The following is a 13,769-nucleotide window of genomic DNA, read 5'->3' on the forward strand; positions in this document are numbered from 1 at the left end:
GGGATCACTCAAGGGTTGTCGGATTCAGCGGCCTGCCCCACCACCAGTTCGAAGCGGTAGGCTCCCAACGACCCCGCCATGTCGCCGGGATAGCTGATACCCGCCTGCGGCGCATCAAGTACGCCATCGAGCTCATGCAGGGCCAGTTCCAGCAACTTGCGCAAGTCACGCACCGAGTGCGCCGACACCTGCACCTGCAACGCGAAGGCCGCCGCGTCAGCCGTCACTGCCACAGGGGCAGCCGCTTCCTCGAGGATGCGCTCATGCTCTTCTTCCATCTGGTCGAGCACCTGCGACAACTCCAGCACACGCTCGGGGCTGGCGGCCATCTGGTCCTTGATTTCCAGGCGGCGCATCTGCCACTCACGGATTTTCTGGCGGGTGAGGTCGTCGACATGTTCCACGGTCGCTATCTCCTGGCCGAATGGGCTGACACGATGGGATGCATGATAAGGCGCTGCGCGGGATCGTGCAGGCGGAAAACAGTGCGAGGGTGTAAAGAAAAGCGTCTGATGGGCGACGCCTGACAGGTACGCCGGAAAACCCCTGCGCCCAAAATGGAGGCGGCCCCACCAGCCACACCCCGGCACTCGATGTTCCCGCTATGGCTGCTCCCTTCCGGGCCTGACCAGGTTAACGGGTAATCAATGCGGGGGGACCGATGGGGCCACCACGACGGCTCGTCAGCTGACGAGCCGCGCCATTGTACAGCGCCGGGGCGAAGTTACAACCTTTGATCGTGAAAAAACCATCATTTCTCAAGGACTTGTGGTTTTGACGCGGTCTCGGGTCGGGCTGCGCTGGCTCGCAGGAAGCTGAGTACTCAGGTGCTCCACGCCCCCTGTGGGAGCGGGTTTACCCGCGAACACCGGCGGAGCCGGTGCCATCCACCGCGCTGGATTCTTCGCGGGTGAACCCGCTCCCACAGGGAACCTGATCCGTATTTACGGCGGAGTCAGACGCTGATGCCGCGCTCCGCCAGGAAGCCCACGAACGCCTCCTCGTCCATCACCGCCACGCCCAGCTCAGCGGCCTTGGCCAGCTTGGAGCCGGCGCCGGGACCGGCGACCACGCAGTGGGTCTTGCCGGACACGGAACCCGCCACCTTGGCCCCCAGGCTTTCCAGCTTCTCCTTGGCGATATCGCGGCTCATGCGTTCCAGGGTGCCGGTCAGCACCCAGGTCTGTCCGGCCAGCGGCAAGCCCTCGGCGGTTTTCTTCTCACACGACCAGTGCATGCCGAATTCCAGCAACTGGGCCTCGATTGCGTGGGCCAGCTGCTGGTTGGCCTCGACCTTGAAGAACTCGCGCACCCCGTCGGCGGCCTTGGTATTCAGGGCCTGGCGCAAATCGATGCCATCGGCGGCGATGATCTTGTCCAGCGTACCCAGCTTGTCCACCAGCTTCTCGGCGCCGGTCGGGCCGACCGAGGGGATGTCGAGCTTGGCAAGCATCCCGGCCAGCGTGGTGCTGGCGGCGAACTCGGCGGCAAGCTCGCCCTCGTCCTGCAACTGCATGCCGCTGGCCAGCAACTGCGCGATGACCTCGCGATTGTGCGCGTCCTCGAAGAAGTTGTGGATCTCGTGGGCAACCTCTAGGCCGATGTCCGGCAGATAGGTCAGCACCTGCGGCAACGCCACCTGCACCCGCGCCAGGCTGCCCAGGGAGCGGGCCAGGACCTTGGCGGTCTCCTCGCCGACATCGGGGATGCCCAGCGCATAGATGAAGCGCGCCAGGCTCGGGCGCTTGCTCGCCTCGATGGCGGCCAGCAGCTTGTTGCTCGACACCTCGGCAAAGCCTTCCAGCGCCACCACCTGGTCGAAGGTCAGGCGGTAGAGATCGGCCGGTGAGCGGATCAGGTTCTCGTCGACCAGCTGCTCGACGCTCTTCTCGCCCAGGCCGTCGATGTCCATGGCCCGGCGCGATACGTAGTGGATGATCGCCTGCTTGAGCTGGGCAGCGCAGCTCAGGCGCCCCACGCAACGGTACACCGCGCCTTCGCTGGTGGTTTCCTTGCCCTTGCTGCGCTTGACCAGCTGGGTGCGCTCGACCTGCGAGCCGCACACCGGGCACTGCGTGGGCACCTCGACCGACCGGGCGTCCTGCGGACGGCGGTCGAGCACCACCTGCATCACCTGCGGGATCACATCGCCGGCGCGGCGGATGATCACGGTGTCGCCGATGCGCAGGCCCAGGCGGGCGATCTCGTCCATGTTGTGCAGGGTGGCGTTGGACACGGTCACGCCGGCCACCTTGACCGGCTTGAGCCGCGCCACCGGGGTCACCGCGCCGGTGCGACCGACCTGGAACTCGACGTCGAGCACCTCGGTGAGCTCTTCCATGGCCGGGAACTTGTGGGCGATCGCCCAGCGTGGCTCGCGGGCGCGGAAGCCCAGCTCACGCTGGGAGGCCAGGCTGTTGACCTTGAACACCACACCGTCGATCTCGTAGGGCAGGCCATTGCGACGGGCACCGATATCGCGGTAGTAGGCCAGGCACTCCTCGATGCCGGCGGCATGGCGCAGCTCGCGGCTGATCGGCAACCCCCAGGTCTTGAGCTTTTCGAGGATGCCGATATGGCTGTCGCCAAAAGGCTCGGATACCTGGCCGACGCCATAGCAGCAGAATTCCAGCGGGCGGCTGGCGGTGATCTTCGAGTCCAGCTGGCGCAGGCTGCCGGCCGCGGCGTTGCGCGGGTTGGCGAAAGTCTTGCCGCCGGCGTCGGCCTGGGCGGCGTTAAGCCGGTCGAAACCGGCCTTGCTCATGTACACCTCGCCGCGCACTTCCAGCACCGCCGGCCAGCCCTCGCCCTGCAGCTTGAGCGGGATGTTGCGCACGGTGCGCACGTTGGTGCTGATGTCCTCGCCGGTGGTGCCGTCGCCGCGGGTGGCGCCCTGCACCAGCTGGCCATCGCGGTACAGCAGGCTCACCGCCAGGCCGTCGAGTTTCGGCTCGCAGCTGTAGTCCACCGCGGCCTGATCACCGCCCGGCAGGTCCAGGCCCTCCACGACGCGGCGACCGAAATCGCGCAGGTCATCCTCCTCGAAGGCGTTGCCCAGGCTGAGCATCGGCACCTCGTGGCGGACCTGGCTGAAAGCCGCCAGCGCCGCACCACCGACGCGCTGGGTCGGCGAGTCCGGGGTCACCAGGTGCGGATGCTCGGCCTCCAGCGCCTTGAGCTCGTTGAACAGGCGGTCGTATTCGGCATCGGGCACGCTGGGTTCGTCGAGCACGTAGTAGCGGTAGTTGTGCTGGTCGAGTTCGGCGCGCAGGGCATGGATTCGGGATTCGGCGTTCATGGCTTGTCTTCTCTTGCAAAGCAAAAGAGCAGCCCCTGGCTGCTCTTTTGCTTGAATCATCGCGGCGCGGATCGAGGCAGGATCCGCCCGCTCGTAAACATCAGCGTTTCTGGGTCAGGGCGCGGCGCTCGAACTCGACGATGCGCTGGCGGTAGTGCTCGATGGTCTGGGCGGTCAGCACGCTGCGCTGGTCGTCCTTGAGCTCACCGTTGAGCTCGTGGGCCAACTTGCGGGCGGCGGCCACCATCACGTCGAAGGCCTGCTTGGGATGACGCGGGCCAGGCAGACCGAGGAAGAAGCTCACCGCACGGGTGCTGAAATGGTCGATGTCGTCCAGGTCGAACACGCCGGGCTTGACCGCGTTGGCCATGGAGAACAGCACTTCGCCGTGGCCGGCCATGCTCTCGTGGCGGTGGAAGATGTCCATTTCGCCGAAGCGCAGGCCGCTTTCGAGGATGTTCTGCAGCAGCGCCGGGCCCTTGAAGCCACCTTCGTCACGGGAAATGACGCTGATCACCAGCACTTCCTCGGCCGGCGGCAGCTCCTTGGCCGGCGTGCTCGGCGCGGTGAAGCCGTTGGCGCGGGTGTTGTCGGCGGCGAAATCGTCGTCGCCACCCTCGAACAGGTCGGGCTCGCGGGGCTCGGCGGCCAGGTTCAGGTCACCCTGCTGCGGCTCGCTGTGGTTGCGCTTGCCGCGCTTGGCCTTGGCCGGCTTGGGTTCGCGCTCGCGCTCCCGTTCACGCGCAGGGACGCTCACCGACGGCAGGTCGGACTCGTCCAGCTCGGGCTCTTTATGGGTATCCAGCACACGCGCAGGGCCGAGCACCTCGGCGCTGCCGCTGTCGTCGTCCGGGGCGTTGGCGTAGCTACGGTCCAGACGGAACTTCAACTTGCCCTTGCCGCCGCGCATGCGGCGCCAGCCGTCGAAAAGAATACCGGCGATGACAATGATGCCGATGACGATCAGCCACTCGCGCAGACCGATTTCCATGTAATCCCGTGCCTCTATAAAAAATATGCTTGAAAACAAAGGCTTCAAAGGCCTTTAACACGTGGCGCCAACTCTATGTTCTGACAGGCGTTTTACCCACGCAAAAAACAAGTGACATTAAGCTAGCACGACCAAAGGCAACTTTACACCGTCTGTCGCATCTGCTGAGGCTTTTGCCTACATGTTCACACCCATTCTTTACCCCTTACGCATCGACCATGGCCATTGCCTCTTCCACATCAACTGCAACAAGACGTGAACAACCCGGCTCGTGCATGGTCACCCCCATCAGCTGGTCGGCCATTTCCATGGCGATCTTGTTGTGGGTGATGTAGATGAACTGCACGGTCTCGCTCATTTCCTTGACCAGGCGGGCATAGCGCCCGACGTTGGCGTCGTCCAGCGGCGCGTCGACCTCGTCGAGCATGCAGAACGGCGCCGGGTTCAGCTTGAAGATGGCGAACACCAGGGCCAGGGCCGTCAGTGCCTTCTCGCCGCCGGACAACAGATGGATGGTGCTGTTCTTCTTGCCCGGTGGACGCGCCATGATCGTCACCCCTGTATCGAGTAGATCTTCGCCCGTCAGTTCCAGATAAGCGCTGCCGCCACCGAAAACTTTTGGGAAAAGTGCCTGTAATCCGGCATTTATCTGATCAAAGGTATCCTTGAAGCGGTTGCGGGTTTCCTTGTCGATCTTGCGGATGACGTTTTCCAGGGTCTCCAGCGCCTCAACCAGGTCGGCGTCCTGGGCGTCCAGGTAACGCTTGCGTTCGGACTGCTGTTCGTATTCCTCGATGGCCGCCAGGTTGATCGCGCCCAGGCGCTGGATGCGCGCCTCGATCTGCTCCAATGCCTGTTCGGTACCCTGCTCGCTGGCATCGGCCTCGAGCGTGGCGAGCACGCCCTGAAGATCGTAGCCGTCGGCGAGCAGTTGTTCCTGCAAGGTCTTGCGTCGCACGTCCAGGCCCTGGGACTCCAGGCGCTGCTGCTCCAGCTGGCCGCGCAACAGTTGCGACTGCTGCTCGGCCTGGGTGCGGCGCCGTTCGGCATCGCGCAGCTCACGGTCGGCCTCGTCCATGTGCAGGCGCGCCTGGCGCATTTCCTCGTCGACGCTCATGCGTCGCTCCAGCAGCTCTTCGAGCTTGAGGCGCAATTCTTCCAGCGGCGCCTCGCCCTCCTCCAGGTTCAGGTTCAACTGCTCCTGGCGCTCGCCCAGGCGTGCGGCCTGCTGTTCCAAGCGTTCGAGGGCCTGACGGGTCGAGTCATGCTGGGCGCGCAGCGAGCCCAGGCGCACGGCCAGCTGGTGACCGTGGTCCTTGTGCTGGCGGGCCTCCTGGCGGATGCGGTCGAGACCTTCGCGCAGGGTGTCGCGGCGCGCCATCAACAGCTCGCGCTGCTCGGTGTCCTGGGCCATCAGTTCCAGGGCTTCCTGCAGCAACAGGCGCGCCTCGCCCAGTTGCTCGTGCTCCAGGGCGCGCTGCTCCTGCAGCTCGGTCAGTTCTTCCTGCAGGCGCCGGCGGCGCAGCTCCAGCTGCTCGGCACGGGCACGGCCGGCGGACAGGCGCGCCTTGAGCTCGCCGTGCTGACGGCCTTCGTCCTGACTGCGACGACGCAGCTGCTCGCGTTGCTCCTCCAGGTCGAGCTGCTGCTCGCGCAGGCGTTGCAACTGTTCGTCGAGCTGTTCGAGCAAGGCCTCCTGTTCCAACTGTTCCTGCCCCAGGCGCTCGATCTCCTGGCCACGGGCCAGCACGCCACCCTGGGCCTCGCTTCCTCGGCTGACCCGCAGGAAGTGTCGCCCGACCCAATAGCCGTCACGGCTGACCAGGCTCTGCCCATCGTTCAGCGACGCCCGCCGGGCCAGGGCCTGCTCCAGGGTGTCCACCGGCATGACCTGGCCCAGCCAGGGCGACAGGTCGACGCGCCCTTCGACCTTGTCGAGCAGGCTGCCGGCGACGGTCGCGCCCTCTCCCCCCGCCATCAGCAGGCGCAGTTCGCCCTGCTCCAGCGCGGCGAACTCCAGGCCGGCGAAATCATCCAGCAGCACTGCCTGCAGATCGGCGCCCAGCACCGTTTCCACCGCCAGCTCCCAGCCGGGCTCGACCCGCAGCCCCTCGGCCAGCCGTGGGCGCTGTTCCAGGCCCTGGGCGCGCAGCCAGTCGGCGGCCCCGACACCCGGTTCCAGCGCGGCCTGCTGCAAGGCTTCGAGGGACGCCAGGCGCCCGCCCAGGCGCTGCAGGTCACCCTGCTGTTGCTGCTGCGCCTGGCTGGCCTGCTGCATCTGCTCGCGCAACGCATCCAGCTGCTCGACCACCTGCCGCTCCTGCAGCTGGAGTTCCTCGAGCAGCAACTCACTGCCGGCCACCTGCTCGCCCAGGTCGCTGGTCTCGGTATCCTGCGTATCCTCGCCGAGCTGGTCACGCTCTTCGCCCAGCTTGCGCTGGCGCTCGGCCAGACGCTCCAGGCTGGCCTCCAGCTGCGCCAGGCGCGCCTGCTGCACTTCGGCCTGGCGGCGCGGCTCGGCGGAGCGGGTGTTGAAGCTGTCCCACTGCTCCTGCCAGCCGTGCATGCCCTGCTCGGCCTCCTCCAGGGTCGCGGCGGCCTCCTCGGCCGCAGCCAGGGTCAGTTCCTGCTCGGGTTCGAGCATGGTCAACTCTTCACCGAGGGTCGCCAGCAAGGTGCGGTCGTGCCCCAGGTGCGATTCGGTTTCCAGGCGGCTGCGCTCGGCTTCCTTGAGGTCGTCGTGCAACTGACGCAGGCGTTGCTGGCCATGCTGGATGCTCTGCTCGACCCGGGCAATATCGCCGGCCACTGAATAGAAGCGGCCCTGCACCTGGTTGAAGCGTTCGGACAGCTCATGATGGCCGTCGCGCAGGCGCTCGATGCTGGCATCGGCATTGCGCTGCTCGGCCACCAGCGCCTCGAAGGCGATCTCCTGGTCGCCGATGACCGCCTCGCGCTGGCGCACCCGCTGGTCCAGGTCGCGCCAGCGCAGGGCCGCCAGGCGCGCCTTGAGCTGGCGTTCCTCGGCCTTGTACTCGCGGTACTTCTCGGCGGCCTGGGCCTGTCGGTGCAGGCGCTCGAGCTGGCGCTCCAGCTCTTCGCGCAGGTCGGTCAGGCGCGCCAGGTTCTCCTGGGTGCGGCGGATACGGTTCTCGGTCTCGCGGCGGCGCTCCTTGTACTTGGAGATGCCGGCCGCCTCCTCGATGAAATTGCGCAGCTCCTCGGGCTTGGCCTCGATCAGCTTGGAGATCATGCCCTGCTCGATGATCGAGTAGCTACGCGGCCCCAGGCCCGTGCCGAGGAAGATATCGGTGATATCACGGCGCCGGCACTTGGTGCCGTTGAGGTAATAGGTGTTCTGCCCGTCGCGGGTGACCTTGCGGCGGATCGAGATCTCGGCGTAGGCGGCGTACTCGCCGACCAGGGTGTTGTCGCTGTTGTCGAACACCAGTTCGATGCTGGCCTGGCTGACCGGTTTGCGGCTGGTGGAGCCGTTGAAGATGACATCGGTCATCGACTCGCCGCGCAGGTTTTTGGCCGAGCTTTCGCCCATCACCCAGCGCACCGCGTCGATGATGTTGGACTTGCCGCAGCCATTGGGACCGACCACGGCCGCCATGTTGCTGGGAAAATTGACCGTGGTCGGGTCGACGAAGGACTTGAATCCGGCCAGGCGGATGCACTTCAGGCGCATCGGTCAGACCCGCGCCAGCGCCGCCAGCACCAGTTCGCAACTGCGCTGGCAATAGGCGGTGAGCACCTCGCGGATGCGCGGCAGGTCGCGGGCGACCACGGCTTCGAGCAGGCGGGCGAACAGCTCGAGGTAGTCGACCATGTTGGCCTGGCGCTGGTCCAGGGCCAGGTAGTAGGCGCGGCTCATGGCCGGCTGCAGGTTCTCGACGGTTTCCTGCAGGTACGGGTTGTTGGCGAACGGGTAGGCGGCGCGCATCACCGCGAAGCTGTCGCCAACGAAGGCCTTGATGTCCTTGGCGACATGGGCCTGCTTGAGGCGCTGCTGGATGTCCAGGAATGGGCGCAGGTCGCTGTCGCTGCGCCAATGCTGGGCAACAGCGTTGCCCAGCAGGATGTAGAACTCGCCCATCAGGGTGCACAGGCTGCGCACGCTGTTTTCGTCCAGTTCGGTCACATGGGCGCCACGGCGCGGCAGGATCGCCACCAGGTGACGGCGTTCGAGAATGAGCAGCGCCTCGCGCACCGAGCCGCGGCTGACGTTGAGGGCCTGGGTGACCTTCTGCTCCTGGATGCGCTCGCCGGGTGCGAGTTCGCCGCGGATGATCCGCTCGGCCAGGTAGTGGGCAATTTGCTCGGAGAGGCTGTCCGGCGCCTTGAACGTCATGGTTTTCCTTCGCGATCTGGGTAGCTGTGCACAAGGGCGCGATTGTAGCGCACTTGTCCCGTGCCCGCGCAGCGGCGCGACGCGCTTTGTGCGACTGGCGGGTCAACTTTCCCACTCGGCGCGAACTATGCTTGGAGAAAGGCTCGATGAAGCGGTTCGGAAGGCCTCTGGACGAAATCTTGACCTTTGAGTCAGAAAATTATTGACCTCAGGGTCAAGCGTTGCTTAGAGTCCGCCCGAACAACAATAAAACCATTGCGAGGCCCTCCCCCGTGATCCAGTTTCTCGTCAACCAGGAGCTGCGCAACGAGCACGCCCTGGACCCGAACATGACGGTGCTGCAATACCTGCGCGAGCACCTGGGCAAACCCGGCACCAAGGAAGGTTGCGCCAGCGGCGACTGCGGCGCCTGCACCGTGGTCGTCGGCGAACTCGTCCAGAACGACCAGGGCGGCGACGCCATCCGCTACCGCAGCCTCAACTCGTGCCTGACGTTCGTGTCCTCCCTGCACGGTAAGCAGCTGATCAGCGTCGAGGGCCTCAAGCACCAGGGCGAACTGCACAGCGTGCAGAAAGCCATGGCCGACTGCCATGGTTCGCAGTGCGGCTTCTGCACCCCCGGTTTCGTCATGTCGCTGTTCGCCCTGCAGAAGAACAGCGAGGGCCACGACCTGCACCAGGCCCAGGAGGCCCTGGCCGGCAACCTGTGCCGCTGCACCGGCTACCGGCCGATCCTCGAAGCCGCCGAGCAGAGCTGCGCCCGCCCCTGCCGCGACCAGTTCGACGCCCAGCAGGCGCAGACCATCGCCCGCCTCAAGGCCATCGCCCCGCAACAGACCGGCGAACTCAACAGCGGCGACAAGCGCTGCCTGGTGCCGCTGACCGTGGCCGACCTGGCCGACCTGTACAGCTCGCACCCCGAGGCGCGCCTGCTGGCCGGCGGCACCGACCTGGCGCTGGAGGTCACCCAGTTCCACCGCACCCTGCCGGTGATGATCTACGTCGGCCATGTCGCCGAGCTCAAGCGCATCGACAAGACCGCCACCCACCTGGAGATCGGCGCCGCCACCCCGCTGACCGACTGCTACACCGCGCTCAACGAGGAATACCCCGACTTCGGCGACCTGCTGCACCGCTTCGCCTCGCTGCAGATCCGCAACCAGGGCACCCTGGGCGGCAACATCGGCAACGCCTCGCCGATCGGCGACTCGCCGCCCCTGCTGATCGCCCTCGACGCGCAGATCGTCCTGCGTCAGGGCGAGCGCCAGCGCACCCTGGCCCTGGAAGACTACTTCATCGACTACCGCATCACCGCGCGCCAGGACAGCGAGTTCATCGAGAAGATCATCGTGCCGCGCGCCAGCAACGACTGGGCGTTCCGCGCCTACAAGGTGTCCAAGCGCCTGGACGACGACATCTCCGCCGTGTGCGCGGCGTTCAACCTGAGCATCGAGAACGGCGTGGTCAGCGGCGTGCGCATCGCCTTCGGCGGCATGGCGGCGATTCCGAAACGCGCCCGCGCCTGCGAAGCCGCGTTGCGCGGCAAGCCGTGGAACCAGGCCAACATCGAGCGTGCCTGCCAGGCCCTGGCCGAGGACTTCACCCCGCTCAGCGACTTCCGCGCCAGCCGCGAGTACCGCCTGCTGACCGCGCAGAACCTGCTGCGCAAGTACTTCATCGAACTGCAAACGCCGCACATCGAAACCCGGGTGACCGCCTATGTCTAATCATCACGCCGTCAAGAGCCAGGCCGAGATGGCCGCATTGTTCAGCCAGGACCTGACCACCGGGGTCGGCCGCAGCCTCAAGCACGACAGCGCCGACAAGCACGTGGCGGGCGAGGCGGTGTACATCGACGACCGCCTGGAATTCCCCAACCAGCTGCACGTCTATGCGCGCACCGCGGACCGCGCCCATGCGCGCATCCTGCGCATCGACACCACGCCCTGCTATCAGTTCGAAGGCGTGCGCATCGCCATCACCCACGAGGACATCCCGGGGCTCAAGGATATCGGTCCGGTGGTGGCCGGCGACCCGCTGCTGGCCATCGACAAGGTCGAGTTCTTCGGCCAGCCGGTGCTCGCCGTGGCCGCCCGCGACCTGGACACCGCGCGCCGCGCGGCGATGGCGGCGATCGTCGAGTACGAAGACCTGGAACCGGTGCTCGACGTGGTCGAGGCGCTGCGCAAGAAGCACTTCGTGCTCGACAGCCACACCCACAAGCGCGGTGATTCGGACACGGCCCTGGCCAGCGCCCCGCACCGCATCCAGGGCAGCCTGCACATCGGCGGCCAGGAGCATTTCTACCTGGAGACCCAGATCAGCTCGGTGATGCCCAGCGAAGACGGCGGCATGATCGTCTACTGCTCCACGCAGAACCCCACCGAGGTGCAGAAGCTGGTCGCCGAGGTGCTCGACGTGCCGATGCACAAGATCGTCGTCGACATGCGCCGCATGGGTGGTGGCTTCGGCGGCAAGGAAACCCAGGCCGCAAGCCCGGCCTGCCTGTGCGCGGTGATCGCGCGCCTGACCGGCCAGCCGACCAAGATGCGCCTGCCCCGCGTCGAAGACATGATGATGACCGGCAAGCGCCATCCGTTCTACGTCGAGTACGACGTCGGCTTCGACGACAGCGGCCGCCTGCACGGCATCAACTTCGACCTGGCCGGCAACTGCGGCTACTCGCCCGACCTTTCCGGCTCGATCGTCGACCGCGCCATGTTCCACTCCGACAACGCCTACTACCTGGGCGACGCCACGGTGCACGGCCACCGCTGCAAGACCAACACCGCCTCCAACACCGCCTACCGCGGCTTCGGTGGCCCGCAAGGCATGGTCGCCATCGAGCAGGTGATGGACCATATCGCCCGCCACCTGGCGCTGGACCCGCTGGCGGTGCGCAAGGCCAACTACTACGGCAAGACCGAGCGCAACGTCACCCACTACTACCAGACCGTCGAGCACAACATGCTCGAGGAGATGACCGCCGAGATCGAGGCGAGCAGCGATTACCATGAGCGCCGCGAATCGATCCGCCGCTTCAACGCCAACAGTCCGGTACTGAAAAAGGGCCTGGCGCTGACCCCGGTGAAGTTCGGTATCTCGTTCACCGCCACCTTCCTCAACCAGGCCGGTGCCTTGATCCACATCTACACCGACGGCAGCATCCACCTCAACCACGGCGGCACCGAGATGGGCCAGGGCCTGAACACCAAGGTTGCGCAGGTGGTGGCCCAGGTGTTTCAGGTCGACTTCGACCGCATCCAGATCACCGCCACCAACACCGACAAGGTGCCCAACACTTCGCCGACCGCGGCCTCCAGCGGCGCCGACCTGAATGGCAAGGCAGCGCAGAACGCCGCCGAGATCCTCAAGAAGCGCCTGACCGAGTTCGCCGCCCGGCACTACAACGTCACCGAGGAGGACGTCGAGTTCCGCAACGGCCATGTGCGCGTGCGCGACCAGATCGTCAGCTTCGAGCAACTGGTGCAGCAGGCCTACTTCGCCCAGGTGTCGCTGTCGACCACCGGTTTCTACCGCACGCCGAAGATCTTCTACGACCGCTCCCAGGCCCGTGGCCGGCCGTTCTACTACTTCGCCTTCGGCGCGGCGTGCGTGGAGGTGATCGTCGACACCCTGACCGGCGAGTACAAGATGCTGCGCGCCGACATCCTGCACGACGTCGGCGACTCGCTGAACCCGGCCATCGACATTGGCCAGGTCGAGGGCGGCTTCGTCCAGGGCATGGGCTGGCTGACCACCGAGGAGCTGGTGTGGAATGCCAAGGGCAAGCTGATGACCAACGGCCCGGCCAGCTACAAGATCCCGGCGGTGGCCGACATGCCGATCGACATGCGTGTGAAGCTGGTCGAAAACCGCAAGAACCCCGAGGACACGGTGTTCCATTCCAAGGCCGTGGGCGAGCCGCCGTTCATGCTCGGTATCGCCGCCTGGTGCGCGATCAAGGACGCGGTGGCGAGCATCGCCGACTACCGTGTGCAGCCCGAGATCGACGCGCCGTCGACGCCGGAGCGGGTGTTGTGGGGGTGCGAGCAGATGCGCAAGGCGGTGGCTGCGCAGCAGCCTGTGGAACAGGAACTGGAACCGGTGACGCACTGACAGCGCGCCCCTCTGTAGGAGCGGCCTTGCGCCGCGAAAGGGTCGCGCAGCGGCCCCTGGATCTGTGCCGCAATGAAGATTTGTGGGCTGCTGCGCAGCCCTTTCGCGGCACAAGGCCGCTCCTACACAAGGGATCGAGGAGGATTGAAGACATGCACCAATGGATCAACGCCCTCGCCGACCATCAAGCCCGCGGCGAACCCTGCGTCCTGGTGACCATCATCGAGGAACGCGGCTCCACGCCACGCAACGCCGGCTCGAAAATGGTGGTCAGCGCCAGCGCGCTGTACGACACCATCGGCGGCGGCCACCTGGAGTTCAAGGCCCTGCACATCGCCCGGCAGATGCTCGAGGAACACCGCAACACCCCGCACCTGGAGCGCTTCAGCCTCGGCGCCAGCCTGGGCCAGTGCTGCGGCGGCGCCACCGTGCTGCTGTTCGAGCCGATGACCGGCGTGCAGGCCGAGATCGCCGTGTTCGGCGCGGGCCATGTCGGGCGCGCTCTGGTACCCTTGCTCGCCGCGCTGCCCTGTCGGGTGCGCTGGATCGACTCGCGCGAGCAGGAGTTCCCCGACGCCATCCCCAACGGGGTGAGCAAGATCGTCAGCGAAGAGCCGGTCGACGAAGTCGCCGACCTGCCCGCCGGCAGCTACTGCATCGTCATGACCCACAACCACCAGCTGGATCTGGAACTGACCGCCGCGATCCTCAAGCGCAACGATTTCACCTGGTTCGGCCTGATCGGTTCGAAGACCAAGCGGGTCAAGTTCGAGCACCGTCTGCGCGAGCGCGGTTTCGACGACACGCTGATGGCGCGGATGCGCTGCCCGATGGGCCTGGCCGAGGTCAAGGGCAAGCTGCCGATCGAGATCGCCGTGTCCATCGCCGCCGAGATCATTGCCACCTACAACGCCTGCTTCGGCCAGCACGACGCTGCCGCCAATTCAGGCCCCATCGCCCAGTTGCTGCCGTCCTCGCGACGCAGCCAGACCCTTTGACGAGAG

The 13,769-nt window shown here is 66.1% G+C and carries 8 protein-coding genes and 1 other RNA gene; 3 read left to right on the forward strand and 6 right to left on the reverse strand.

The features are described from left to right. Positions 1-8: 8 nt before the first annotated feature. The 6 genes from PRtIB026_RS21220 to PRtIB026_RS21245 form a co-directional block, all read right to left on the reverse strand. Positions 9-404 carry a hypothetical protein gene (locus PRtIB026_RS21220; protein ID WP_203651755.1) on the reverse strand — a complete coding sequence of 132 codons (396 nt, stop codon included), beginning with the start codon at positions 402-404 and terminating at the stop codon, positions 9-11. 163 nt (positions 405-567) lie between these two features. After that, positions 568-664: signal recognition particle sRNA small type (ffs, locus tag PRtIB026_RS21225), an RNA gene on the reverse strand. A gap of 291 nt (positions 665-955) precedes the next feature. Continuing rightward, positions 956-3,298 carry an NAD-dependent DNA ligase LigA gene (gene ligA, locus PRtIB026_RS21230; protein WP_203651754.1) on the reverse strand — a complete coding sequence of 781 codons (2,343 nt, stop codon included), beginning with the start codon at positions 3,296-3,298 and terminating at the stop codon, positions 956-958. A gap of 100 nt (positions 3,299-3,398) precedes the next feature. After that, complete coding sequence (gene zipA / locus PRtIB026_RS21235) at positions 3,399-4,289, reverse strand: cell division protein ZipA (protein ID WP_203651753.1); 891 nt, start codon at positions 4,287-4,289, stop codon at positions 3,399-3,401. A gap of 205 nt (positions 4,290-4,494) precedes the next feature. Beyond that, positions 4,495-7,983 (reverse strand): chromosome segregation protein SMC, encoded by a 3,489-nt coding sequence (gene smc, locus PRtIB026_RS21240; RefSeq protein ID WP_203651752.1) that lies wholly within the window; start codon positions 7,981-7,983, stop codon positions 4,495-4,497. A gap of 3 nt (positions 7,984-7,986) precedes the next feature. Continuing rightward, a complete protein-coding gene (locus PRtIB026_RS21245; protein ID WP_203651751.1) occupies positions 7,987-8,646 on the reverse strand; it encodes a GntR family transcriptional regulator in 660 nt (219 codons plus the stop codon). Between the two features lie 272 nt (positions 8,647-8,918). Between PRtIB026_RS21245 and xdhA the strand changes: the two genes are divergently transcribed. From xdhA to xdhC, 3 genes are all read left to right on the forward strand, one after another. Beyond that, positions 8,919-10,373 carry a xanthine dehydrogenase small subunit gene (xdhA, locus tag PRtIB026_RS21250; protein ID WP_203651749.1) on the forward strand — a complete coding sequence of 485 codons (1,455 nt, stop codon included), beginning with the start codon at positions 8,919-8,921 and terminating at the stop codon, positions 10,371-10,373. Next, positions 10,366-12,765, forward strand: coding sequence for a xanthine dehydrogenase molybdopterin binding subunit (gene xdhB, locus PRtIB026_RS21255; protein ID WP_254463803.1), 2,400 nt, complete (start codon positions 10,366-10,368; stop codon positions 12,763-12,765). The genes xdhA and xdhB overlap by 8 nt, the downstream gene beginning before the upstream one ends. 152 nt (positions 12,766-12,917) lie before the next feature. Next, on the forward strand, positions 12,918-13,763 hold the full coding sequence (gene xdhC / locus PRtIB026_RS21260; RefSeq protein WP_203651747.1) for a xanthine dehydrogenase accessory protein XdhC: 846 nt from the start codon (positions 12,918-12,920) through the stop codon (positions 13,761-13,763). The last annotated feature ends 6 nt before the right edge of the window (positions 13,764-13,769 follow it).

It is taken from the genome of Pseudomonas sp. RtIB026, from assembly GCF_016861355.2.
GTDB classification, from domain to species: Bacteria; Pseudomonadota; Gammaproteobacteria; order Pseudomonadales; family Pseudomonadaceae; genus Aquipseudomonas; species Aquipseudomonas peradeniyensis.